Raw genomic sequence first — 25,337 nt, 5'->3', positions numbered from 1 at the left:
GATCATGTGTCATGACGCCCGGACACGGCAGCACGGTTGACGGGGTGCTGCGACGCACCGCCCGGCGCACCCCGGCGCGGGTCGCCGTGGAGTACGGCGACCGCTCATGGACGTACGAGGAACTCGACGCGGCCGTCTCCCGCGCGGCGAGTGTCCTCCTCGGCGAGGGCCTCGCGCCCGGCGGCCGGGTCGGCGCCTACGGCCACAACTCCGACGCCTACCTCATCGCCTTCCTCGCCTGCGCCCGCGCGGGCCTCGTGCACGTCCCGGTCAACCAGAACCTGACCGGCGACGACCTCGCGTACATCGTCGGCCAGTCGGGCAGCACGCTGGTCCTCACCGACCCCGACCTCGCCGCCCGACTCCCGGACGGCGTACGGACGTTGCCCCTCCGGGACGCTGACGACTCCCTGCTCGCCCGCCTCCCGTCGTCCCCCGCGTACGACGGCCCGGAGCCGCGCAGCGAGGACCTCGTCCAACTGCTGTACACCTCCGGTACGACCGCCCTCCCGAAGGGCGCGATGATGACGCACCGCGCCCTGGTGCACGAGTACCTGAGCGCGATCACCGCCCTCGATCTGAGCGCCGGCGACCGCCCCGTGCACTCGCTGCCGCTGTACCACTCGGCGCAGATGCATGTGTTCCTGCTGCCCTACCTCGCGGTCGGCGCGACGAACATCATCCTCGACGCCCCCGACGGCGACCGCCTCTTCGACCTCATCGAAGCGGGCCGCGCCGACAGCCTCTTCGCACCGCCCACGGTCTGGATCGGCCTGTCCAACCGCCCCGACTTCACCACCCGCGACCTCGGCGGCCTGCGCAAGGCCTACTACGGCGCCTCGATCATGTCGGTACCGGTCCTGGAGCGGCTGCGGGAACGGCTGCCGAAGCTCGCCTTCTACAACTGTTTCGGTCAAAGCGAGATCGGCCCGCTGGCGACCGTCCTCGCCCCCGACGAACACAAGGGCCGGATGGACTCCTGCGGCCGCCCGGTCCTCTTCGTCGACGCACGGGTCGTGGACGAGGACGGCAAGGACGTCCCCGACGGCACCCCCGGTGAGATCGTCTACAAGTCCCCCCAACTGTGCGAGGGCTACTGGGACAAGCCCGAGGAAACCCAAGAGGCCTTCCGCGACGGCTGGTTCCACTCCGGCGACCTCGCGGTCCGCGACGCGCACGGCTACTTCACCATCGTCGACCGGGTGAAGGACGTCATCAACTCCGGTGGCGTACTGGTCGCTTCACGACAGGTCGAGGACGCGCTCTACACACACGAGGGCGTCGCCGAGGTCGCGGTGATCGGTCTCCCCGACGAACGCTGGATCGAGGCGGTGACAGCGGTGGTCGTACCGCGCGGCGAGGTCACAGAGGAGGCACTGATCGCCCACGCCCGCGAGAAGCTCGCCCACTTCAAGGCACCGAAGAGGGTGGTGTTCGTGGACGAGCTGCCGCGGAACGCGAGCGGGAAGATCCTGAAGCGGGAGCTGCGGGACAGGTTCTCCTAGCGGGCGCGCGGAGGGCTATCGGCGGTCGCGGAGGTCGACGATCCGCCGGATCTTCCCCACCGATCGCTCCAGCGACTCCGGTTCGACGATCTCGACGCCGACCGACACACCGATGCCGTCCTTCACGGCCGCGGCGATGGAGCGCGCGGCGGCGTCCCGGTCCTGCGGCGTGGCATCGGGTCGCGCCTCCGCTCGCACGGTGAGGGCGTCGAGCCGTCCCTCCCGGGTCAGCCGCAGCTGGAAGTGGGGCGCGACACCCGGCGTGCGCAGCACGATCTCCTCGATCTGGGTGGGGAAGAGGTTGACGCCCCGCAGGATCACCATGTCGTCGCTGCGACCGGTGACCTTCTCCATGCGGCGGAAGACGCGGGCGGTGCCGGGCAGCAGACGGGTCAGGTCCCGGGTCCGGTACCGGATGACGGGCATCGCCTCTTTCGTGAGCGAGGTGAAGACCAGCTCGCCCTGCTCGCCGTCCGGCAGTACCTCGCCGGTGATGGGGTCGACGATCTCGGGGTAGAAGTGGTCCTCCCACACATGCAGTCCGTCCTTGGTCTCGACGCACTCCTGTGCCACGCCCGGGCCGATCACCTCCGACAGCCCGTAGATGTCGACCGCGTCGATCGCGAACCGCTCCTCGATCTCCCGGCGCATCTGTTCCGTCCACGGTTCGGCACCGAAGACGCCCACCTCCAGGGAAGTGCCGCGCGGGTCCAGGCCCTGCCGCTCGAACTCGTCGAGGATCGTCAGCATGTACGACGGCGTCACCATGATGACGCGGGGCTTGAGGTCCTGGATCAGCTGGACCTGGCGGGCGGTCATGCCGCCGGACGCGGGGACGACCGTACAGCCGAGCCGTTCGGCACCGTAGTGCGCGCCGAGTCCGCCGGTGAACAGGCCGTATCCGTACGCGACATGCACGATGTCGCCGCGCCGGGCACCCGCGGCGCGCAGGGAGCGGGCCACCATGTCCGACCACAGGGAGAGGTCGCCGTCGGTGTAGCCGACGACGGTCGGGCGGCCGGTCGTCCCGCTGGAGGCGTGGATGCGCCGGATGCGGTCCTGGGGCACGGCGAACATCCCGTACGGGTAGTTCTCGCGCAGGTCGGCCTTGGTGGTGAAGGGGAAGCGGGCGAGGTCGGCGAGGGAGCGACAGTCGTCCGGGTGGACGCCCGCCTTGTCGAAGGACTCCCGGTAGAACGGCACATGGTCGTACGCGTGCCGCAGCGACGCCCGCAACCGCTCCAACTGAAGCGCCCGCAACGCCGCCCCGTCCAGCCGTTCCCCCGCGTCCAGCAACTCCGCCGCATCCGCCATCGCCACGTCCACCTCACCAACCACACCAATCCGGGCGACCGATCATTCGGTCGAGGTCTCGGGGATCAGTAATCCAGTCCACCGGGGATCAAGCAAGAGGTGAGCCGACACTTTTCCGCCGGCACCGGGGCGGCAGGATGGACTGGTGGACCTACGACCCGAACTCCGCCCGGCCCCGGTGCCGGCAGCACGGCTGCGTGAACTGGTGCGTGAGATCGTGCGGATCGAGGAACTGCTGCACCGCGGCCCACAGGAGGAAGCGGAGGCGGCCATCGCCGCGTTCAACGCGGACACCGGGCACACCTACGGCCCATACTCCTTCCTTTCCTACGCCGGATCGCGGAGCGCGGAGGAGTTCGCGCGGGAAGCGGCCCGCCCGGCGTACCCACGGCTCCCGGACATCACCCGGGAGGAACTCGTCGAGGTCGTCCGCGCGGCTCGGGAGCCCGGACCGGACCAACCCTGGTTCCTGCTGCTCTTCACGACGAACGTGGCTGATCCGGGCGCCTCGGATCTGATCTTCCATCCACCCGCTGGCCTGGAGGACGCCTCCGCCGAGCGGATCGTGGACGTGGCCCAGGCCTACCGTCCCATCGCCCTGTGACGGAAATCCGTTGCGGTGGCCGTGGTCCGTCATGAGGATCGGCGGTATGTCGACCTTCACCGCGCCCGACGGGACCCGGCTCGCCTATCACCTGAAGGGGGAGGGTGCCCCGCTCGTCGTGCTGCCCGGTGGGCCGATGCAGGCCTCCCGCTATCTCGGCGACCTGGGTGGGCTCGCCGCGCATCGTCGGCTCGTGCTGCTCGACTTGCGGGGGACCGGCGACTCCGCCGTGCCGGTGGACCCGGCGACGTACCGGTGCGACCGGCTCGTGGGCGACGTGGAGGCGCTGCGGGTTCATCTGGGGCTGGAGCGCATGGACCTCCTCGCGCACTCGGCCGGTGGCAGTCTCGCCATGCTGTACGCGGCCCGGTACCCGGAGCGGGTGCGGCGGCTGGTGCTGATCACCGCCAATCCGTGGGCGCTCGGGACGGCGGCCACGCCCGAGGACCGGCTGGCCGCGGCCCTCCTGCGGAAGGACGAACCGTGGTTCCCGGCCGCGTTCCCGGCCTTCGAGGCCTGGCTGAGCGGGGCGCCCGACTACGATCCGGCCATCGCACCCTTCTTCTACGGCCGCTGGGACCAGGCCGCCGAGGAGCACCACGCCCGCGGCGACGAGGAGTTCAACGACGCGGCCGCGGACGTCTACGGCTCCGCCGGTGCCTACGACGCGCCCGCCACCCGCGCCACCCTCACCCGCCTGCCCGCCCCGGTCCTCGTCCTCGCCGGCGAACTCGACGGAGCCCCTCGCCCCGAGCTGGCCCGCCACACCGCCGACGTCTTCCCGCACGCCGAGTTCACCGTCCAGCCCGGCGCCGCGCACTATCCGTGGCTCGACGATCCGGAGTGGTTCGTACGACGGGTCAGCGCGTTCCTCGACGGGAGCGGGGCGCCGGCTCTGTCCACGGCAGAGTCCCCGGGGCCCCGATAGCCCCTCTGCTCACGGCAGCGGGGTGGCGTGGAGCGCCGGGTCCCCGATACCCACTCTGCCCACGGCAGAGCAGCCACCTGAAACGCGGGCTCCCGGATACGTTTCCCCGCATGAACACCCTCAAGGCCAACGGCATCACCCTCGCCTACCGCACCTGGGGCCCCGAGGACGCGCCGCCCGTCCTCCTGCTGCACTGCCGCGGCGCCGACGGCGCGGACTGGGCCCCGATCGCCGAACGCCTCGCCGCCGGGCCACGCCGGGTGTACGCCCCCGACCTGCGCGGTCACGGGCGCAGTGACTGGCCGGGCGGTTATGCGTGCGAGGCGATGCGCGATGACGTCCTCGGCTTTCTCGACGCGCTCGGCATCCGGCGGACCGACCTCGTCGGGCACTCCCTCGGCGGCACCGTCGCCTACCTCCTCGCCCAGCACGACCCCGACCTCGTACGGCGTCTCGTCCTGGAGGACGTACCGGCGCCCTTCCCCCTCGACCCGCCCCGCCCACCCGCCGAACGGCCCTACGGCGACCTGCCGTTCGACTGGGACATGGTGCGGGACACCGACCGGCAGCGGAACGCCCCCGAACCTGTGTGGTGGGACCACATGGGGCGGATCACCATGCCCACGCTGGTGATCGGGGGCGGGGCCACCAGCCTGATTCCGCAGGATCAGGTCGCCGCGGTCGCCGCCGCGATCCCCGACGCACGGTTCGTCACCGTCGACGGGGCCGGACATCTCGTGCACGAGAGCCGCCCGGAGGAGTTCCTCGCGGCGGTGTTACCTTTCCTCGCGGAGTGACCCGCTACTTCACTTCGCGTACGCCGTCATGAACCGGTCCCGGAACTTGTCCATGCCCCACACCGGCGCGTTCCCGGCCGGCTTGAGGCCCTCCGTCCAGCCCCAGGAGGAGATCCGGTCCAGCACCTTCGGGTCACGGGCCACGATCGTGATCGGCACGTCCTTGTTGGTGTCGCCACCCGTGACGGTCGGGACGGGCTGGTGGTCGCCGAGGAAGACGAGGACCGTGTTGTCGTCGCCGTAGCGCTCGACCCACTCGGTGAGGCTCTGCAACGAGTACTCGATGGCCTTGCGGTACTCGGTGCGCACCCGCTTCGCGCTCTTCCAGACCTCCTTGGGGTCCGTCCCCTCCTTCTTGATCTGCTCGAACACCGACCCGTCGCCGAGCTGGTCCCAGTCGATCATGTGGGCGATCGGCGACCAGGGGTTGTGGCTGGAGGCCAGGATGATCTCCGCCATGATCGGGTCGCGGTTCTCCTTGCCGTGCTCGAGGCGCTCGAAGGATTCGAGGCTGAACTGGTCAGGGACCGGCGTCCAGCTGAAGTAGGGGCCGTTGTAGCCGAGGTGGGTGGAGTCGTAGATGTGGTCGAGCCCGAAGTACTTGCCCTCGGGCCAGGACTTGCGCACCCCCGGCACGATCCCGACCGTGCGCCAGGCGCCCGTCTTCTGGAAGTAGCTGGTGAGGGTGGCGCGGTCGCCGGTGGTCAGGCTGCGGTACCGCTGCTGGTTCTTCACCCATAGACCGGACAGAAACGTGGAGTGCGCGAGCCAGCTCCCCGCGCCGGTGACGGGCGAGCTGAGCCAGCCGCTGCGGGACTGGAAACCGGCCGCCTTCAGCCTGTTGTCGCCGTCCTGAAGCGCGGCGTTGATCTGCGGGGCCATCGCCGGATCGTCGATCGCGACCCGGCCGTAGCTCTCGATGAACGTGAACAGCACGTCCTTGCCGCGCAGCCCGGTCAGCAACTGGTCCGGCGGGGTGTTCGCGAAGGCGTCGACCTTGGCCTGCTTCTCGAAGACCTTGGCGTCGACCAGCCCGTCGTGCACCTGCTGGACCCGGTTGGCGACGAACTGGATGTTGCCCTTGGTGGCGAACGTGAGCCCGCTGAACTGCACGCCCATGGTGAAGCAGACGATCCATACGGTGCCCAGGACGAGCGTCGTACGGGCGGCCACCGCGCGGTGCCGGGCCATGAGGTTCGCCAGCCGCACCACGGAGAGCGTGCACAGCGAGAGCACGGACACGAACAGCACGATCACCGCGGTGATCGCGAGCAGTTCCCCAGAACGGCCGTACGACTCCCGGACGAAGTCCGCCGCGTCGTCCAGCAGGATCCAGTCGAAGACCAGGTCGAAGGGGCGGGCCAGGGTCTGCCGGAAGCCCATGTCGAGGAACTTGACGACCGTGAACAGGCCGAGGAACACGCCCGAGACGACGGCGGTGATCCGGCGCGCCCTCGGGGGCAGTGCGAGGAGCAGGCCCGCCAGGAGGATCGCCTCGACCGGGAGGCGCAGGAAGGACTCGAACCTGATCCAGTCGAGGCGGTTGGGCACGAGCAGCGCGCCGAGCACCAGCGCCGCGGCCAGCACGGTCGTCCCGATGGTCACGCCGCGTGCGGTACGGGGGTAGCGGTGGCGCCAGCGGAACCAGCCGGGTTTCCCGGCGGGCGCCGCATCCTCCGGCTCTTCCGTCGCTTCCGCCTCAGCCGGTTCCTCGCTCCCGGTGGCGTCCGACATCTCGGTGCTGTCCGACGACTGACGAGAGCGAGGTGTGAAGAGCGACACCCGGCGGTCCTTCCGTACGGTCTTGCGATGGCATGACGAGCAAAGCCCTGAGCATGACGAACAAAGCCCTCAGAGCGAGCCTGCCACCACCAGTACGTCCGTGCGTCACCGACGGTTCAATCGAGGCGAGCGGAATTCATCCGTCCGCCCGTACCGCCACCTCCCGCGCCCACCGGTAGTCCGCCTTGCCGCTCGGGGAGCGCCGGATGGACTCCGCGATCACCAGTTGCCGGGGGATCTTGTACCCGGCGAGGTGGGACCGGCAGTGCGTCTGGATGTCGTCGAGCGACGGCTGGGCCGCGCCGTCCCGCAGCTGTACGACGGCTGCCACATGGTGGCCCCACTTCGCGTCCGGCACCCCGGCCACCAGGGCGTCGTACACGTCCGGATGGGACTTGAGCGCCTGCTCGACCTCCTCGGGGTACACCTTCTCGCCCCCGGTGTTGATGCACTGCGACCCCCGCCCGAGGACCACCACAACTCCGTCCTCGTCGACGGTGGCCATGTCGCCGAGCAGCACCCAGCGCTCACCGTCCTTCTCGAAGAAGGTCTCGGCCGTCTTCCGCGGGTCGTTGTAGTAGCCGAGGGGGACGTGGCCGCACTGTGCGACCCGGCCGACCTCGCCCGGCGCGATGGGCTCGTGGGTGGCCGGATCGACCACCTGGGTACGGGAGTTGACCCGGACCCGGAAGCCTCGCTCGGGGCCGGAGTCGTCCGTCGCGGTGCCGTTGAAGCCGGACTCCGAGGAGCCGAAGTTGTTGAGCAACATGACGTTCGGGACGAGGGCCTGGAACTGCCGGCGCACGGTGTCCGACATGATCGCCCCTGAAGACGACACGCTGAACATCGACGACATGTCCGTGCCCTTCATGGGCCCTTCGAGCGCGTCGATCAACGGGCGCAGCATCGCGTCGCCGACCAGGGACATGCTGGTGACGCGTTCCTTCTCGACGGTCCGCAGCACCTCCTCGGGCACGAACTTGCGGTGGATCACGATGCGTTGGCCGAAGTTGAAGCCGATGAAGGCGGTCAGCGTGGAGGTGCCGTGCATCAGCGGGGGAGTGGGGAAGAAGGTGATCCCCGAGCCGCCCGCGGCGACCCGCTCGGCGAGTTCCTCGGGCTTCTTCACCGGCTCACCGGTCGGCGCGCCACCGCCCATCCCCGAGAAGAACAGGTCCTCCTGACGCCACATCACACCCTTGGGCATCCCGGTGGTGCCGCCGGTGTAGATGATGAACTGGTCGTCGGGCGAGCGCCGCGGGAATCCCCGCTCGGGCGAGCCTGCGGCCTCGGCGTCCGCGAACGCCACGGCGTCCGGCCCCGACTCCCCGTCCCCGACCCGCACCAGATGCCGCAGCTTCTCCGTCAGCGGCAGCGCCGCCGCCACCCGGTCGCCGAACTCCGCGTCGAAGAACAGCCCCACCAGGTCGGCGTCCCGGTACAGGTACACCAACTCGTCCTCGACGTACCGGTAGTTGACGTTCACCGGCACGATCCGCGCCTTGAGGCAGCCGATCGCGGCCTGAAGGTACTCGATGCCGTTGTAGAGGTGCAGCCCGACGTGCTCACCGGGCCGGATTCCCTGGTCGATCAGATGGTGGGCGATGCGATTGGCGGCCGCGTCGAGCTCCGCGTACGTCAACCGGCGCTCCGCACCCGTTCCGGGGATGTCGATGTACACCAGCGCCTCGCGGTCAGGGACCACGTCGACGACCGACTCGAACAGGTCGGCAAGGTTGTACTCCACAGCTCCTCCTGACCCCGCCCATCACCGGCTGCCGGTCATCAGAGCAAAGGGCGGCACAACTGTGAAGGGTCCGCGCACAACAAATCTGACTGTCTGTCAGAAAACTCTTGAAGAGGTCGGTCCACTCCTGCAACCTGTTCTCGTTCTGCCGGTCTGTCGGCAGAGAGATGCTCGGCAGAGAGATGCTCGGCGGAGAGATGCTCGGAGGGGAGACGGTCAATGGGTGGGACGGAACACCTCACCGTGCGGCGCGAGGGCGCCACACTGGTGCTCACGCTCAACCGGCCGGAGGCCAAGAACGCGCTCTCGCTGGCGATGCTCGTCGGCCTGTACGACGGCTGGCTGGAAGCCGACGCGGACGACACGGTCCGCTCGATCGTGTTCACCGGCGCGGGCGGCTCCTTCTGCGCCGGCATGGACCTCAAGGCCCTGGCCGGCAAGGGCATGGAGGGCGAGCAGTACCGCGACCGCCTCAAGGCCGACCCCGACCTGCACTGGAAGGCGATGCTCCGCCACCACCGCCCCCGCAAACCGGTCATCGCCGCCGTCGAGGGGTACTGCGTCGCGGGCGGCACCGAGATGCTCCAGGGCACCGACATCCGTGTCGCCGGCGAATCCGCGACCTTCGGCCTGTTCGAGGTCAAACGCGGCCTGTTCCCGATCGGCGGCTCCACCGTCCGCCTCCAGCGCCAGATCCCGCGCACCCACGCCCTGGAGATGCTGCTCACCGGCCGCCCGTACAGCGCCCGCGAGGCGGCGGACATCGGTCTGATCGGGCACGTGGTTCCCGACGGCACGGCCCTGACCAAGGCCCTGGAGATCGCCGAACAGGTCAACGCCTGCGCCCCGTTGGCGGTGGAGGCCGTCAAGGCGTCCGTCTACGAGACCGCCGAACTGACCGAGACCGACGGCCTCGCCGCCGAACTCAAGCGCGGCTGGCCGGTGTTCGACACCGCCGACGCCAAGGAAGGCGCCCGTGCCTTCGCGGAGAAGCGCCCGCCCGTCTACAAGCGCCACTGAAGGAGGCCGGCGATGCCGGAAGTCCTGAAAGCCCCGCTGGTCGTCGAGTTCCCCTTCACCCGCTCCCTCGGCCCGGTCCAGAGCGCCTTCCTGACCGGCCTGCGCGAACGCGTAGTCCTCGGCGTGCGCACCCGCGACGGCCGCACCCTGGTCCCACCCGTCGAGTACGACCCCGTCACCGCCGAGGAGATCCGCGACCTCGTCGAGGTCGCCCCCACCGGCACGGTCACCACCTGGGCCTGGAACCACGAACCCCGCCGCGGTCAGCCCCTGTCGTCGCCCTTCGCCTGGGTGCTCGTCCGCCTCGACGGCGCCGACACCGCCCTCCTCCACGTCCTCGACGCCCCCGGCCCCGACGCCGTCCGCACCGGCATGCGCGTCCGCGTCCGCTGGGCCGAGGACCGCGTCGGCGCGATCACCGACATCGCCTGCTTCGAGCCGTACGACGGCGATCCCGCCCAACCCACCGGCCACAGTGGCGAGTTCGAGGCCCCCGTCACCGGCATCGTCGCCCCCGCCCGCCTCGACTACACCTACTCGCCCGGCCGCGCCCAGACCGCTTACATCAACGCCCTCGCCGACCGCCGCGCCGTGGGCGAACGCTGCCCGTCCTGCCGCAAGGTCTATGTCCCCCCGAGGGGCGCGTGCCCCACCTGCGGCGTCGCCACCTCGGAACAGGTCGAGGTGGGCCCGGCGGGCACGGTCACCACCTTCTGCATCGTCAACATCAAGGCGAAGAACCTCGACATCGAAGTCCCCTACGTCTACGCCCACATCGCCCTCGACGGCGCCGACCTCGCCCTCCATGGACGCATCGGCGGCATCCCGTACGACCAGGTGCGGATGGGCCTCAGGGTCGAACCGGTGTGGACCGAGGGGGGCCGTTACCCCGACCACTACCGGCCCACCGGCGAACCTGACGCGGACTACGAGATCTACAAGGAGCTGCTGTGACAGCCGTGACCAGGGACATCGCCGTCGTCGCCTTCGCCCAGTCCGACGTCCTGCGCTCCACCGCGGAACAGTCCGAGGTGGAGATGCTCATGCCGGTCCTGCACGACGTCCTCGACCGGACCGGCCTCAAGACCGGCGACATCGGCTTCACCTGCTCCGGCTCCTGCGACTACCTCGCCGGACGCGCCTTCTCCTTCACCCTCGCCCTCGACGGCGTGGGCGCCTGGCCGCCGATCTCCGAGTCGCACGTGGAGATGGACGGCGCGTGGGCGCTGTACGAGGCGTGGACCAAACTCCTGTCGGGGGACGCGGACACCGCGCTCGTGTACTCGTACGGCAAGTCCTCGCCCGGCTCCGTCCGCGACGTACTGACCCGGCAACTCGACCCGTACTACGTGGCGCCCCTCTGGCCCGACTCCGTCGCCCTCGCAGCCCTCCAGGCGCAGGCACTCATCGACGCGGGCGACACCGACGAGCCCGCGCTGGCGGGGATCGGCGCCCGCAGCCGCGCCACCGACAACACCCGTGCCCAGCTGCGGGGTTCGGTGCCGCAAGGGGACTATGTCGTACGACCCCTGCGCACCGGTGACTGCCCGCCCGTCGGCGACGGCGCCGCCGCCGTGATCCTCGCGGCCGGGGAGCGAGCCCGCGAACTCTGCTCACGCCCCGCCTGGATCCGCGGCATCGACCACCGCATCGAGGCCCACGGCCTGGGCGTGCGCGATCTGACCGACTCGCCCTCCACCCGCCTGGCCGCCGAGAAGGCGGGCGCCTTCGAACGGCCCCTGGACACCGCGGAGTTGCACGCGCCGTTCAGCTCGCAGGAGGTCGTGCTGTGCAAGGCGCTGGGGCTGGACGGGAACGTGCGGGTCAATCCGTCCGGTGGCGCCCTCGCCGCCAACCCGATGATGGCCGCGGGACTGATCCGCATCGGTGAGGCGGCTTCCCGCATCCACCGAGGTGAGTCTGACCGGGCTCTCGCCCACGCCACCTCGGGCCCCTGTCTGCAACAGAACCTGGTCGCCGTACTCGAAGGGGATCCGCGATGAGCAAGGAGCCCGTGGCCGTCGTAGGCATCGGCCAGACCAAGCACGTCGCTGCCCGCCGGGACGTGTCGATCGCCGGGCTCGTCCGGGAGGCGGCGCAACGCGCCCTCGACGACGCCGAGTTGACGTGGGCCGACATCGACGCCGTCGTCATCGGCAAGGCACCCGACTTCTTCGAGGGCGTCATGATGCCGGAGCTGTACCTCGCCGACGCGCTCGGCGCGGTCGGCAAGCCGATGCTGCGGGTGCACACGGCGGGCTCGGTCGGCGGGTCCACGGCACTGGTCGCGGCGAACCTGGTGGCGGCCCGCGTCCACGGCACCGTGCTCACCCTCGCGTTCGAGAAACAGTCCGAGTCCAACGCCATGTGGGGGCTGTCCCTGCCCATCCCCTTCCAGCAGCCCCTGCTGGCCGGGGCGGGCGGCTTCTTCGCGCCGCACGTGCGCGCCTACATGCGCCGCACCGGCGCACCCGACACGGTCGGCTCCCTGGTCGCGTACAAGGACCGGCGCAACGCCCTGAAGAACCCCTACGCACACCTCCACGAGCACGACATCACCCTGGAGAAGGTCCAGGCCTCGCCCATGCTCTGGGACCCCATCCGCTACTCCGAGACCTGCCCGTCCTCCGACGGCGCCTGCGCCATGGTGCTCACCGGCCGTGCCGGGGCCGCCCGCGCGCCCCGCCCGGCCGCCTGGATGCTCGGCGGCGCCATGCGCAGCGAACCCACCCTCTTCGCCGGCAAGGACGCGGTGTCGCCACAGGCCGGGAAGGACTGCGCGGCGGACGTGTACCGGCAGGCCGGGATCGCCGACCCGCGCCGGGACATCGACGCGGTCGAGATGTACGTGCCGTTCTCCTGGTACGAGCCGATGTGGCTGGAGAACCTGGGATTCGCCGACGAGGGCGAGGGCTGGAAGCTCACCGAGTCGGGCGTGACGGAACTCGACGGCGACCTTCCCGTCAACATGTCGGGCGGCGTGCTGTCCACCAACCCCATCGGCGCCTCCGGCATGATCCGCTTCGCGGAGGCGGCCCTCCAGGTGCGCGGGCAGGCCGGGGAGCACCAGGTGGACGGGGCGCGGAAGGTGCTCGGGCACGCCTACGGCGGCGGCTCGCAGTTCTTCTCGATGTGGCTCGTGGGGTCCGAACCCCCTGATGCGTGAAACGCCACCCGGAAGGTCGTTGAAAGGTCCCCCTCACGTGGCCTGTCGGCGGTCGGAGTCGATCGCTAGGCTGGCCCGCGGACGACGCAATCGGGAGGAGCACGGACGTGGCCGAGACCACCATCCAGCAGCAGCCGCTCATGGGCTGGGACAAGCCCGAGCTGGACCTCAGCACCGCCGAATGGCAGTCCAGCAGCCGTGGCCTGGGGGATGTCCAGATCGCCTTTGTCGAGGGATTCATCGCGATGCGCAACAGCGGCCGCCCGGAGAGCCCTTCCCTGATCTTCACACCCGCCGAGTGGGGTGCCTTCGTGTCGGGCGCGAGGGAAGGGGAGTTCGACCTCACGTGAGATGAGGTACGGCGAGGTGGCGCGGCTCGAAGCGCGCCGCTGATCCGGGGGTGTTCCACCCGTTTTTCCGGACACGCGACCGTGAGCACACCCCCGGGGTGACCGCCTGAGCGAGGCTGGCCCCGGGGGACGGTCGTATCCCGGAGGTGAGGAACCCATGAGCACCCTGCCGGTCATCGCTGCGGTCGACGGTTCGGACGACAGCCTGCGCGCCCTGGACTGGGCCGTGGACGCCGCCCGCAGACGCCGGGCGCCGCTGCGGGTGGTTCATGTGCGGCAGTACGCCGCCTGGGCCCAGCCCGACGTGCTGGTCGCCGGGCCGCCCGCGCCGGACGACGACCCGGTCCTCGACGACGTGCGCGAACGCCTCGCGGACATCGCCGACCGGCCCGTCGTGGAGTACCTCGCGCAGGAGGGCGCGCCGAGTGCCGTGGTGCCCGAACTCGGCTCCTCGGCCCAGCTGTTGGTGCTCGGCTCCCGGGGACGCGGCGGTTTCGCCAGTCTGCTGCTCGGCTCCAACGGCATGGCCGCGGCCCGCGACGCGGAGTGCCCGGTGGTCGTGGTGCCCCGCCCGGACCGCGAGGTGCACGACGATGAGGGCATGGCCGTCGAGCCGGGACCCCGCGTGGTCGTCGGCCTCCAGGTCGACGCCCCCGACGAGGCGACGCTCGCCTTCGCCCACACCGAGGCCGGCCTGCGCGGCGCCCGCCTCCAAGTGGTCGCCGCCTACCAGTGGCCACTCCAGGCCTGGGCCGTCCCCGGCGAACTCGTCCCGCCGATCGTCGACCAGGACGCCGTCGAGAACGAGACCCGTACGCTCGCCGAGGGCTTCCTCGCTCCGCACCGCAAGCGCCACCCGGACGTGCCGGTCGACATCCACGCCGCGCCGGGCGACGCAGCCGGGCATCTCGTCGCCGCCTCGAAGGACGCCGAGCTGGTCGTCGTCGGCCGCCACCGGCGCAGGCTGCTGGCACCGGCCCGCATGATGGGGTCGGTGACGCAGGCGGTGCTGCTGCACGCGGCGAGCCCGGTGGCGGTGGTGCCGCCCGAGGCCGCTAATGGGTAAACCCGCCCCTTATCATTAGATCCATGCCGGACTCGCTCAGCAGGGACGCCCGCCTCGCCCTGGACCTCGCCCTCACCATCCGCCACGACGGCCATGGCGGCGTCGCCGACGACCTGACCGACCCGGCAGGCCTCACGACCTGGGTCCAGGCCCACCCCGACACCGTGGCGCCGGGCTTCACCGCCGGGGACGCGGAGGTGGCCGCCGTACGCGAACTGCGCGCGGCGGTGCGAGCCTTGTTCGCCCGCGCGGTACGCCCGGGAGCCCCGAGCCCCGCCGACGCGGCCCGGCTGATGCCGGTGCCGGACGCCGTCGATCTACTCAACACGGCGGCCGCCCGCACGCCCACGGTCCCGGTGCTGCACTGGCCCGAGGACGCCGAACCCGTCGTGGAGCACCGGGTGTCGGACGGTGAGGACGACCTCACGGCCGTGCTCGCGCGCGCAGCGATCTCCTTCCTCGCCGGTCCCGACCGAAACCGCCTGCGCGCCTGCCACGCGCCGCGCTGTGTGCGGTACTTCCTCAAGGACCATCCACGGCAGGAGTGGTGCAAGCCGGCCTGCGGAAACCGGGCGCGGGTGGCCCGGCATCACGAGCGGCACCGGAAACCCGCCGACAGCCTCGGGCAGTAACGGCCGAACCGGGTCGCGCGACCCCCGTGAGGCGTACGCTGAGGTGCCTGTAGGTCACGGTGTGCGCCCGCTCCCCGCGCGGACGTACCACCGCGGCAGGGGGTGTGCCATGGGTCGGCGCAGCATGCGGATCAACCGAACGCTCTTCGAGCGCGAGAGCGAACTCGCCGCAGTGGACGAGGCGTTGGGAGAACTCACCGGCTTGCGCCCGGACGGCGCCGAACCGGCCGGGCAGCCCCGCGGCGCCCTCCTCGCCTTCGCCGGACCCGCCGGACTCGGCAAGACGACCCTGATGGCCGAGGTCCGCCGCCGCGCCGCCGCCCGCGGCTGCACCGTCCTCTCCGCCCGCGGCGGCGACCAGGAACAGCGCGTCGCCTTCCACGTCGCCCGGCAACTGCTGCAACCCCAGTTCGCCGGCGCGGCGGAGGCCGATCTCCGCGCCCAGCTGGGCAGTTGGTACGACATCGTCGGCCCCGCCCTCGGCCTGTGCGCCCCGACCGACGGCGCCCCGCCCGACCCGCAGGGCCTGCGCGACGGCCTCGACTGGGTGCTCACCCATCTCGCCGTGCAGCGCGCCCCGATGGTCCTCGCCCTCGACGACGCGCACTGGGCGGACCCGGAATCCCTGGGCTGGCTCGCCGCGTTCGCGCCCCGCGCCGAGGAACTGCCGCTGCTGGTCGTCGTGGCGTACCGGCCCGACGAACTCCCCGATCACGCCGAGTCGTTCAGGGGACTGCCGGGGCGTGCGGGCGGTCGCCCCATCGACCTCGAACCGCTCAGCGCCGTCGCCGTGGCCGGTCTCGTCCGGGAGGCCCTCGGCACGCACGCCGACGACGCGTTCTGCCGCGAGTGCTGGGCCGTCACCGCGGGCAACCCCTTCGAGACCGTCGAGCTCACCGCCAAGGTCCACGACCGCGGCCTCAACCCCACCGAGGCCGGCGCCCATCTCCTGCGCGACCTCGCCGCCGCCGTCAAGGGCAGCGGTCTGATCGCCCGCCTCGAACGCCTCGGCACCTCCACCGTCCGCTTCGCCTGGGCCTGCGCCGTCCTCGGCACCGAGATCCACCCCATGCTCGCCGCCGCCGTCGCGGGCCTCGGCCACGAAGAAGCCGCGGACGCCGCCGACGCCCTGCGCGGCGCCCGTATCCTCACCGGCGCCGAGACCCTGGAGTTCGTCCACCCCCTCATCGCCACCGCCGTCTACCGGGCCATCCCCTCCGGCGTCCGCGTCGCCCTGCACGGCCAGGCCGCCTGGTGCCTGATCAACGACGGACAGGGCCCCTCCGCCGCCGCCCGCCACCTCCTGGAGACCCACCCCGACGGCGACACCTGGGTCGTCCAGCAGTTGCGCGCCGCCGCCGCCGAGACCCTCCGCTCCGGCGCCCCCGACGCCGCCCGCAGCTACCTCGCCCGCGCCCTGCGCGAACCCCCGCCCTTCGAGGACCGGGCCGCCGTCCTCCACGAACTCGGCAGCGCCTCCCTGCTCACCGAACCCGCCACCACCGTCAACCATCTGCGCGCCGCCCTCGAAGAACCCATAGCCGACCGGGAGTTGCGCCACCGCATCGTCTACCGCCTCTCCCAGGTCCTCGCCCACAGCGACCGCCTCGCCGAGGCCTCCGACACCCTCGCCCGCGAGATCCGCGTCACCGACGACGCCCGCGTCAAGCTGCGCATGGTCTCCGAGCAGTTCATGTGGGACGCCTTCCGGGCCGACGAACCCGACCACCCCTCCCGCTCCCGCCGCCTCACCAAACTCGCCGACCGCCTCAAGGGCCGCGACCTCACCGAGCGGTACATCATCGGTCTGCGCACCTGGGACGCCGTCCTGCGCGGCGAACCCGCCCACGTCGCCCTCCACCACGCCGAACGCGCCCTCGCCGGCGGCCTCGGCTGGGCCGAACCCGACCGCGGCTTCGAGGTACCGGTCCTGGTCGCGCTCGCCTTCATGTACGCCGACCGCCCCGGCCGCACCGAGGAACTCTTCGCCGCCGGCATCGCCGACTTCGAACGCCAGGGCTGGCGCGGCGCCCACCTCTCCTTCGGCTACACGCTCCTCGCCTACGTCCGCTACCGCCGAGGGCGCCTCGCCGAGGCCGAGGACTTCGTCCGCGCGGGACTGCGGCTGGCCGAACGCGTCGGCCCCGGCACCCCCGCCCACTGGTACGCCGTCGGCATCCTCATCGAGGTCCTCCTCGCCCGCGGCCGCGTCACGGAGGCCGCGCAGACCGCCGAGGACTACGCCTTCAGCGAGCCCTTCCCGGCCGCCGTCGTCTTCCCCGACGCCCAGACCGTGTACGGCGAACTGCTCCTCGCCCGCGGCCTCACCAAGGACGCGGTGAACCAGCTGGCCTCCGCGGGCCGCCGCCTCGACCCACGCGGCATCCGCAACCCCGCCTGGTGCCCCTGGCAGCTCCACCTGGCCCGAGCGGAGAGCCACGACACCCCCGAACGCGCGGTCACCACCGCCCTCGAGGCCCTCTCCCGAGCCCGCCAGTTCGGCACCCCCTCGGCCATCGGCCAGGCGCTGCGCACGGCAGCCGAGGTCTCGTCGGGTTCAGCGCGGGTGAAGTACCTGGAGGAGGCCGTCGCCCACCTGGAATGCTCCCCGGCCGGGTACGAGCTGGCGTGTGCGCTGGTGGCCCTGGGCACCGAGCTGCGGCGGACGGGGCGGGCGGCGGAGGCTGCCGAGTACCTGTACCGGGGGTTGGACGCGGCAGTGCAGTGCGGCGCCGACGGGCTGGTGGAGGAGGCCCGCGACGAGCTGGCCGCGGCGGGCCTGCGCCCACGCCGGCTGCACAGCACGGAGACGGACACGCTCACGTCCCGGGAGCGCATGGCAGCCAACCTGACGGTGGAAGGCTTGAGCAGGTCGGAGATCGCGAAGAAATTGCACACAGATGAGCAGACCGTGGTACGCCTGCTGTCAGCGGTCTACCGGAAGATGGGCACGGACAGCAGTGGACTGAGGGAGGCGCTGGAAGGGACCTGAGGGCAACGCCCTCAAGGGGCGCGGGGAACTGCGCGACCAGCCCCCACCCACCCGCAGTCGCACGACAACGGCTACCCCCCATTACCATTGGCGCATGTCGTTCCTCCGCCGCCGCAGCGCGACTCCCGCCGGCCCAGACTTCGACGTACTGGCCATGGACCCGGGTGACTGGCCCGGAAACCTCGGCGCCGGCCTGCTGCCCGCCCCTGACGGCACCTGCCAGGGCGTCTTCCTGCGCTACGACCTCTTCGGCGGCCGCGGCCCCGCGATGATCATCGGCAACCTCCCCGAGGGCTCCCCGGCCCGTGACCTAGCCGAGGGCGAGATCCCCTTTGAGGTCGCCCAGCTGCTGATCGCGCTGGAGAACGACGAGGAGGTGACCGTCACCGAGACCGAGGACATGCCCGTGATGCAGGGCGACAACCTCATGATCGTGCGCCGCCTCAAGCTCTCCGAGAGCCGGATCTCCTGCGTGCAGTTCGACCGCAGTGACAACGTCCTGGTGACCATCGCCGCCTGGGACCGCCCCATCACCGACGACCTGTACGCCCTGCTGAAACCGCTCCCGGCGGAGCTGTTCCAGCAGGGCTGAACCGGCCGTCCCCTAGCGGGACGGCCGCACGTCGACGTCGGCGGCCCGTACGAACGCCACGCGGTGGCCGTACTGGATCTCGTAGTAGAGGTCCTTGCCGACCACGACCTTGTGGGAGTCCGTGGTGAAGGTGACGGCGTAGTAGTACTCGCCGGGCACCTTGTCGCCGACCACGTACTTCTGGTTCTCCAGCACCTTGTACGGCAACGGCGACACCGCCTGCGCGGGCACCCCCGCCGGGTACGCGGAGGCCTCGGGGTAGGCGCGCCCGTACACCGGGATGTCCTTCAGACTGGCCTTGGGCGTGATGACCTGGCCGGACGCGGGCACCGCGGTCGGGCCCTTCGCCGGGTTCCTGAACCAGGCCTTCTGGCCCAGGTACCAGATCGCCGTCCAGTCCCCGTCGCGGTCGGCGACCGCGTACTGCTGGCCGGTGGAGACCCGCGAGGAGATGTCGTTCACCCCGGTCGTCGGTGCGGTGCCCCGGCCGATGTCCTTGATGAGCGGGTAGCTCTCGCCGGGGCCGGAGTACAGGCGCACCTCGCTCGACCCGTGCGCCGCGCACGGCACGTCCTTGGTGACGCAGCCGGTGTACTCGGGCTGGTTCGTCGCGTAGTCGGGACGGATCGTCACCACCCCGGAGTCCTTCTTCGCGGTGGCCTTGAAGGGCCGGCCGAGCAGTGCGAAGTAGTGCCGCCAGTCCCAGTACGGGCCGGGGTCGGTGTGCATACCGGGGACCGTCGACGTGGTCGGGCCCGGCACGTTGTCGTGGCCGAGGATGTGCTGCCGGTCCAGCGGGATGCCGTACTTCTTCGCCAGGTACTTCACCAGCCGCGCCGACGAGCGGTACATCGCCTCCGTGTACCAGGCGTCCGGGTTCGCCAGGAAGCCCTCGTGCTCCAGACCGATCGACTTGGCGTTGACGTACCAGTTGCCCGCGTGCCAGGCCACGTCCTTGGCCTTCACATGCTGGGCGATGTGGCCGTCGGTGGAGCGCAGGGTGTAGTTCCACGACACGTAGGTGGGGTCCTGGACCAGGTTGAGGACGCCGTCCCAGGCGCCCTCCGTGTCATGGACGACGATGTACTTGATGCTCTGCGCGGCCGGGCGGTCGCCCAGGTCGTGGTTGCCGTAGTCGTTGTCGCCGAACTCCTCGTACGGCGCCGGGATCCACTCGCAGGACGCCGACTTCGGGCACTCGGTGTCACCGGTGTCGAGCGTGCGCAGACCCGTCTCCGCGAGCTGCGCGGTGGCGGGGGAGAGGCCGGGCTGAGGCGCGAGGGCGACCTGCTGGCCGGCGTCCGTGGTGCGCTCCTCGCCGGTGCGGATCACGTCGTACACGTCGTTGGCGTACGCCGCCGCCGTCGCGGTGTCGTCCGCGCCGGAGAAGCGGGCCACCGCCGCGTACCAGTCCGCCGGGTCGTCGCTGAGCGGCTCGCCCAGGTCCTTCTGGGCGTCGGCCAGCAGCGCGGCGCCACCGGCGACGTTCGCCGCCGGGTCGGTGCGCAGCTCCTCCGCGCTCAGGCCGGTCAGTTCCGCCGCCTTCGGCAGCGTCTTCAGCCGGGCCGGGAGCTCGGTGGGCGTCGGCACCTCGGCGGTGGGGAGGAGAGGCGTGCGGGCGCTGTCGCCGCGCGCGTCCTCCGTGCCCTCGCCGTGATGCGTGGCGGCACCGGCCAGCGCGGTGCGCGCGTCGGTGAGATGCATCGGGCCGTAACCGCCGGTCACGCTCGGCGCCCCGGCGTGCGCGTCCCAACGGGACTGGAGGTAGGAGACACCGAGCAGGACGCTCTGCGGCACGTGATACTCGGCAGCCGCCGAGGCGAAGGCCAACTGGAGGCCGTTCGCCGACGTCTGCGCGCCGGACGGGGCCGCGCCGAGGAGGGGGAGCAGCAGGGCCGCCGTCGCGATGACGGTACGCGTACGTCTGTGCCCGGAGGCACTGTGGGCAGGGACTCGCAAAGCAGCCTCCTGGGACGGTCGGGCGCGATGAGCCGTGCGGGGCCGGGCGTGCGTCAGTGGTACCGGCTTGCCGACGATCCGTCAATCATGCCCAGGGAAGGGCGAATTCCCTTGTCAACCAGGGGGTGCGGGAGTTTCGTGGCGGCGGCCCGCGTGCCTGCGGGGCGTCAGTGGCGTACACCAATGGCCTGCTCACCGGTGGTCGGTGAGCGGACATACGAAGGTCCGCGGTGCGCCGCTGTCCCTGGCGCACCGCGGACCCTCGTCCCCGTCAGCGAGTGCCGACCGCCGCGCGTACGGCCCGCCGGGCCAGCTGGCAGTCGTCGTGCAGCCGCCTCAGCAGCAGCCGCTGTTCCTCGCCGGACGGCGCAGCACCCGGGTGGGCCACTCCCGGTGCCGCCGGGGTCGTGTCGTGCATCGAACGCTGCACGGCCGTCTCGTACGTACGGATCTCACGGGTCAGTACGAGCATCAGGTTCACCAGGAACGCGTCACGCGAGGCCGGGCCCGCCGACTGCGCGATCTGGCTGATCTGACGCCGGGCCACCGGCGCGTCCCCGAGCACCGACCACAGCGTCGCCAGGTCGTACCCCGGCAGGTACCAGCCCGCGTGCTCCCAGTCCACCAGCACTGGACCGGCCGGTGAGAGCAGGATGTTCGAGAGCAGTGCGTCGCCGTGGCAGAACTGGCCCATGCCCTGCCGGCCCGCCGAGAGCGCGATGCCGTGCAGCAGCTTCTGCAGGTCGCCCATGTCCCGGTCGGTCAGCAGGCCCAGCTCGTGGTAGCGGTTGATCCGGGCCGCGTAGTCCAGCGGGGCGTCGAAGGTGCCCGCCGGGGGCCGCCAGGCGTTGAGCCGGCAGATCGCGCCGAGTGCCGCCCTGATGTCCGCCCGCGGCGGCGCCTCCGCCGGATGCCGGTGCAGCGCCGCCACCCGGCCGGGCATCCGCTCGATCACGAGAGTGCAGTTGTCCGGGTCCGCCGCGATCAGCCGGGGCACCCGCACGGGCGGGCGCTGCCGGACGAACGAGCGGTATGCCGCTATCTCGTGGCGGATCCGCTCGGCCCACACCGGGGAGTGGTCCAGTAAACACTTCGCGACGGCCGTGCTGCGCCCGGTCGTCCCCACCAGGAGGACGGAGCGTCCGCTGCGGCGCAGCACCTGGACCGGAGCGAACTCCGGGCAGATCCGGTGCACCGACGCGATCGCCGTACGCAACTGCGCGCCCTGAGGGCCGGACAAGTCGAGTCTCCCGCTGAGCGGTTGGGTACCGATCCCCGGAACACGCCGCGTCCTGCCGGCACCGAGAACGGGGGCCGCCGGGCGGGCGGGATCGAGGTAGGGGCCGCTGCCCGCCGGGCGGGGGTGCAGCGACCGGGGCGGGGCGGACACGGAGGACGATGCTGCGTACATGGGCGAAACAGATCCCTTCGTGTGCCAGCAGTACAGGTGTGTCTGCGCAACAGGTCGTGTCTGCACGGACAGGTGTGCCTGCGCAATCGCATGCGTTGCGCTGTCGCGCTACCCGGCCCGGTCGCCCGGGTGCACCCTGGGGAATGCACCCGTCATATGGCAGCGACCGGGTCGGGGTGGCGCGTTCCTACCTGACACCCGATGCCCAGTGGCACACCATCTGGCGCACCCTGGCGAACCCTGGCGAATAGTCGCCCGGCACCTCCCACCGGGCTACTGTCAACTCAGCCGAGAACCTGGGGGCTTGACGTGAGCGGACAACCCAACACCCGACTCTCGGACCTGTTCGGCCTGGCCGGCTGGTCCAAGGGTGAACTCGCGAGGCTGGTCAACCGGCAGGCGGCGGCCATGGGCCACCCCCAGCTGTCGACCGACACCTCGCGGGTGCGGCGGTGGATCGACATGGGAGAGATCCCGCGCGATCCGGTGCCCCGGGTGCTGGCTGCCCTGTTCACCGAGCGTCTCGGCCGTGTCGTGACCATCGAGGACCTCGGTCTGGTCCGGCACGGGCGTGCGGGGAAACGGCAGGACGGCGGGAATGCGGAACATCCCGACGGTGTGCCGTGGGCGCCCGAGCGGACTGCTGCGGTCCTCACCGAATTCACGGGAATGGACCTCATGCTCAACCGACGCGGCTTGGTGGGCGCGGGTGCCGCGCTCGCCGCGGGATCCGCACTCAGCAGCGCCATGCACGACTGGCTCCACACCGATCCGGCCCTCACGGCCGACGCCCCCCAGTTCGACGATCCTCTGCACGCCGACCCCGCTGGGTTCGACCGCTACGAGGCCGCCCCCATCGGGTCGCAGGAGATCGAGGAACTGGAGCGCTCGGTCGAGGTGTTCCGGGCGTGGGACGCGGCCCGCGGCGGCGGGCTGCAGCGCAAGGCAGTCGTAGGCCAACTCAACGAGGTGGGCGGCATGCTCGCCTACCGACACCCCGACCATCTCCAGCGGCGCCTGTGGGGCGTCGCCGCCAACCTCGCCGTCCTCGCGGGCTGGATGTCGCACGACGTCGGCCTGGAGCCCACGGCCCAGAAGTACTTCGTCATCGCCGCCCATGCGGCCCGTGAGGGCGGTGACCGGCCGCGCGCCGGGGAGGCGCTCTCCCGAGCGGCTCGCCAGATGGTGCACCTCGGCCGGCCCGACGACGCGCTCGACCTGATGAAGCTCGCCCAGTCCGGCTCCGGTGACGAGGTGCTGCCGCGGACCATGGCGATGCTCTACACCGTGGAGGCCTGGGCACAGGCGTCCATGGGCAAGGGGCAGGCGATGCGCCGCACGCTCGGCCAGGCGGAGGACCTCTTCGTCTCCGACCGCAGCGATGTGCCGCCGCCGAGCTGGATGCAGATGTTCAAGGAGGAGGACCTGTACGGCATGCAGGCCCTGGCCTACCGCACGCTGGCGGAGCACGAGCCCGGCGCGGCCGTGCACGCCCAGCACTACGCGGAGAAGGCCCTGGCCCTGCGGGTCGACGGACGGCAGCGGTCGAAGATCTTCGACTTCCTGTCGATGGCCTCCGCCTGCTTCATCGCCGACGACCCGGAACAGGGCGGCACCTACGCCCGGCTGGCCCTGGTGTCGATGGGGTCCAACTCCTCGCACCGCACCTGGGACCGGCTCCGCCAGATGTACCGGCTCACCGCCGAGTACTCCAGCTATCCGAAGATCCACGAGCTGAGGGAGGAGATCAAGCTGGCCCTGCCGAAGCAGGTGAAGGGCGGCAACAGCGCACGGGCATAGGGGGTTTGTGCGCTGAAACCGACTCTCAGTCGATGAGCATTCTCAGTTGGTGAGCTTGGCGATGAGCACGCAGGCGTCGTCCGCGCGCTCGGTCCCGCCGAACTCCGCCACGACCAGCCGTACGCAGTCCTGTGCGGTGGCGGCCTCGCCGAAGCGTGGCGCCAGGTCGAGGAGACGGTTCACGGCCTCCGTGCTGTCATGCCCGGGCACCAGTCCGTCGGTGTGCAGCACCAGCAGGTCGCCGGCTTCGAGGGGCTCCTCGGCCTGTTCGTAGACGGCACCCGGGGTCGCGCCGAGCAGGACACCGTCGGGTGCGCTCAGCCTGCGCCCCGTCCCGCCGCGGAACAGCAGCGGGGCGGGGTGTCCGGCTTGCGCCCAGGTGAGCGTGCGGGTCTCGGGCCGGTAGCGGCAGCAGACCGTGCTGCCCAGGGCCGGTTGGACGGTGGCGTCGAGTAACTGGTTGAGCCAGGACAGCAGTTGGCCCGGCCCGGTGCCCGCCATCGCCATACCGCGTACGGCGCCGAGCAGGGTCGCCATGCCGGATGTCGCGGCGACGCCGTGTCCGGTGAGGTCGCCGACGCTGAGCAGCATGTCGCCGTCGGCGAGTTGGAGGGCGTCGTACCAGTTGCCGCCGATGAGCGCGCTCGTCGACGACGGCAGATAGTGCGCCGCCAGATCGAGGGTTTCCGGTCCCTGCTGCGGGAGCCGCAGGGAACCGCGCCACGGCGGCAGCACGGCCTCCTGCAGCTCGACCGCGAGCCGGTGCTCCGTCTGCGCGCGGTGCCGGTGGCGCTGGAGCGAGTCACGGGTCTCGCTCACCACCCTCTGACTGCGGCGCAGTTCGCTGACGTCCCGCAGCACGGCCCACATCGAGGCGGTGCTGCCGTCAGTGTCGAGCACGGGCTCGCCCATCATGTGCACCGTGCGCACGGTGCCGTCCGCGTGCAGCACCCGGAACTCGCCGTCGATGGGCCGCGCGTCGACGAGACAGTCCGTGACCATCGAGGTCAGCTTCGGCCGGTCCTCGTCGAGGACCAGGGCGGGCAGTTCGTCGAGGGTGAGCGGGGGATGGGCCGGGTCGCGGCCCAGGATCTGGTACAGCTCACCGGACCAACTCGCCTCGTCCGTCAGCAGGTTCCACTCCGCGCTGCCCACGCGGCTGAGCAGGGAGCCGCGCCGGGGAGCGGTCGGCGCGGACTGCTCGGCGGGCACCGGCCCGGCGGACGCCGGCACGGACGGGCCGTCCCGCAGCTGGGCCAAGTGCTCGTCCAGGTCGTTGAGTTGGTGCAGCGCCAGGTCGCACAGCGCGCGCTGCCAGCGTCCCTGCGGGTCCGATCCTTCCTCCTGTGCGTCCCGCCGTACGGCGTCCACGTCGCCCTTGAGTCGCCGCGCCTGCGATATCAGCGCGTCGACCGAGCCGCGCCCGGGTGGCTGGGCGGCTGGGCGGTCCGCGGAGAGGTGGGACGGCATGACGCACTCCGATGCGGGACGGTACGACCAAGGCGGGCGGAGGGACCGTTACGACTGTTGCACAGCCCGCGACGCCCTGTAAGGGATTTGGCAACACACGATACGGTGGTGCTTCTGGCATATGCCACAGTCTTCACGGAGGGGTTTCGCCGTGTCATTGCTGTACGTCGCCTGGTGGGGCAAGTCGTAGTCAGCGTACGTG

The 25,337-nt window shown here is 71.2% G+C and carries 20 protein-coding genes; 14 read left to right on the top strand and 6 right to left on the bottom strand.

From position 1 onward, the window contains the following. Positions 1 to 11 precede the first annotated feature (11 nt). Positions 12 to 1,505: an acyl-CoA synthetase gene (locus IQ210_RS04790; protein WP_194077334.1), complete on the top strand. Its 1,494-nt coding sequence runs from the start codon at positions 12 to 14 to the stop codon at positions 1,503 to 1,505. 15 nt (positions 1,506 to 1,520) lie between these two features. Here the strand turns inward: IQ210_RS04790 and paaK are convergent, their stop codons facing one another. Further along, positions 1,521 to 2,819 carry a phenylacetate--CoA ligase PaaK gene (paaK, locus tag IQ210_RS04785; RefSeq protein WP_194077332.1) on the bottom strand — a complete coding sequence of 433 codons (1,299 nt, stop codon included), beginning with the start codon at positions 2,817 to 2,819 and terminating at the stop codon, positions 1,521 to 1,523. A gap of 145 nt (positions 2,820 to 2,964) precedes the next feature. Here paaK and IQ210_RS04780 point away from each other — a divergent pair, with 145 nt between their 5' ends. From IQ210_RS04780 to IQ210_RS04770, 3 genes are all read left to right on the top strand, one after another. Further along, positions 2,965 to 3,423, top strand: coding sequence for a hypothetical protein (locus IQ210_RS04780; protein ID WP_194077329.1), 459 nt, complete (start codon positions 2,965 to 2,967; stop codon positions 3,421 to 3,423). 46 nt (positions 3,424 to 3,469) lie between these two features. After that, complete coding sequence (locus IQ210_RS04775; protein ID WP_194077327.1) at positions 3,470 to 4,351, top strand: alpha/beta fold hydrolase; 882 nt, start codon at positions 3,470 to 3,472, stop codon at positions 4,349 to 4,351. A 110-nt stretch (positions 4,352 to 4,461) separates the two neighbouring features. Continuing rightward, a complete protein-coding gene (locus IQ210_RS04770; RefSeq protein ID WP_194077325.1) occupies positions 4,462 to 5,148 on the top strand; it encodes an alpha/beta fold hydrolase in 687 nt (228 codons plus the stop codon). 9 nt (positions 5,149 to 5,157) lie between these two features. Here the strand turns inward: IQ210_RS04770 and IQ210_RS04765 are convergent, their stop codons facing one another. Both IQ210_RS04765 and IQ210_RS04760 read right to left on the bottom strand, forming a co-directional pair. Next, positions 5,158 to 6,882: an alkaline phosphatase family protein gene (locus tag IQ210_RS04765; RefSeq protein ID WP_228047045.1), complete on the bottom strand. Its 1,725-nt coding sequence runs from the start codon at positions 6,880 to 6,882 to the stop codon at positions 5,158 to 5,160. Between the two features lie 184 nt (positions 6,883 to 7,066). Continuing rightward, positions 7,067 to 8,677, bottom strand: a complete 1,611-nt coding sequence (locus tag IQ210_RS04760) for an acyl-CoA synthetase (protein WP_194077319.1) — start codon at positions 8,675 to 8,677, stop codon at positions 7,067 to 7,069. Positions 8,678 to 8,896: 219 nt separating this feature from the next. Between IQ210_RS04760 and IQ210_RS04755 the strand changes: the two genes are divergently transcribed. From IQ210_RS04755 to IQ210_RS04715, 9 genes are all read left to right on the top strand, one after another. Continuing rightward, positions 8,897 to 9,697, top strand: coding sequence for a crotonase/enoyl-CoA hydratase family protein (locus IQ210_RS04755; protein ID WP_194077317.1), 801 nt, complete (start codon positions 8,897 to 8,899; stop codon positions 9,695 to 9,697). Positions 9,698 to 9,709: 12 nt separating this feature from the next. Next, positions 9,710 to 10,651, top strand: coding sequence for a Zn-ribbon domain-containing OB-fold protein (locus IQ210_RS04750; protein WP_194077315.1), 942 nt, complete (start codon positions 9,710 to 9,712; stop codon positions 10,649 to 10,651). A 5-nt stretch (positions 10,652 to 10,656) separates the two neighbouring features. Further along, entirely contained in the window at positions 10,657 to 11,700 is a 1,044-nt protein-coding gene (locus IQ210_RS04745; protein ID WP_194078177.1) for a thiolase domain-containing protein, read from the top strand. Continuing rightward, positions 11,697 to 12,863, top strand: a complete 1,167-nt coding sequence (locus tag IQ210_RS04740) for a thiolase domain-containing protein (protein ID WP_194077305.1) — start codon at positions 11,697 to 11,699, stop codon at positions 12,861 to 12,863. Before IQ210_RS04745 ends, IQ210_RS04740 begins: the two co-directional genes overlap by 4 nt. 107 nt (positions 12,864 to 12,970) lie before the next feature. Continuing rightward, entirely contained in the window at positions 12,971 to 13,213 is a 243-nt protein-coding gene (locus IQ210_RS04735) for a DUF397 domain-containing protein (protein ID WP_097260181.1), read from the top strand. Between the two features lie 157 nt (positions 13,214 to 13,370). Beyond that, positions 13,371 to 14,279 carry a universal stress protein gene (locus IQ210_RS04730; RefSeq protein WP_194077302.1) on the top strand — a complete coding sequence of 303 codons (909 nt, stop codon included), beginning with the start codon at positions 13,371 to 13,373 and terminating at the stop codon, positions 14,277 to 14,279. Positions 14,280 to 14,302: 23 nt separating this feature from the next. Next, positions 14,303 to 14,911 carry a CGNR zinc finger domain-containing protein gene (locus tag IQ210_RS04725; protein ID WP_194077300.1) on the top strand — a complete coding sequence of 203 codons (609 nt, stop codon included), beginning with the start codon at positions 14,303 to 14,305 and terminating at the stop codon, positions 14,909 to 14,911. 124 nt (positions 14,912 to 15,035) lie between these two features. Further along, on the top strand, positions 15,036 to 17,903 hold the full coding sequence (locus tag IQ210_RS04720; protein ID WP_228047043.1) for an ATP-binding protein: 2,868 nt from the start codon (positions 15,036 to 15,038) through the stop codon (positions 17,901 to 17,903). Positions 17,904 to 17,997: 94 nt separating this feature from the next. Beyond that, positions 17,998 to 18,495 carry a hypothetical protein gene (locus IQ210_RS04715; protein WP_097260169.1) on the top strand — a complete coding sequence of 166 codons (498 nt, stop codon included), beginning with the start codon at positions 17,998 to 18,000 and terminating at the stop codon, positions 18,493 to 18,495. A gap of 12 nt (positions 18,496 to 18,507) precedes the next feature. Here the strand turns inward: IQ210_RS04715 and IQ210_RS04710 are convergent, their stop codons facing one another. After that, a complete protein-coding gene (locus IQ210_RS04710) occupies positions 18,508 to 20,454 on the bottom strand; it encodes an N-acetylmuramoyl-L-alanine amidase (RefSeq protein ID WP_228047041.1) in 1,947 nt (648 codons plus the stop codon). A gap of 271 nt (positions 20,455 to 20,725) precedes the next feature. Next, entirely contained in the window at positions 20,726 to 21,865 is a 1,140-nt protein-coding gene (locus tag IQ210_RS04705) for an aminoglycoside phosphotransferase family protein (protein ID WP_194077287.1), read from the bottom strand. Between the two features lie 309 nt (positions 21,866 to 22,174). Between IQ210_RS04705 and IQ210_RS04700 the strand changes: the two genes are divergently transcribed. Beyond that, the gene (locus IQ210_RS04700) at positions 22,175 to 23,665 is read left to right on the top strand and encodes a DNA-binding protein NsdB (RefSeq protein ID WP_194077285.1); all 1,491 of its coding nucleotides are present in this window, start codon (positions 22,175 to 22,177) and stop codon (positions 23,663 to 23,665) included. Positions 23,666 to 23,707: 42 nt separating this feature from the next. Here IQ210_RS04700 and IQ210_RS04695 read toward each other — a convergent pair whose 3' ends face one another. Next, a complete protein-coding gene (locus tag IQ210_RS04695; protein WP_194077283.1) occupies positions 23,708 to 25,135 on the bottom strand; it encodes a PP2C family protein-serine/threonine phosphatase in 1,428 nt (475 codons plus the stop codon). Positions 25,136 to 25,337: the final 202 nt, after the last annotated feature.

The organism is Streptomyces justiciae (genome assembly GCF_015163075.1).
In the GTDB taxonomy this organism is placed as follows: Bacteria; Actinomycetota; Actinomycetes; order Streptomycetales; family Streptomycetaceae; genus Streptomyces; species Streptomyces justiciae.
This window is presented reverse-complemented; position numbering and strand designations above follow the sequence as displayed.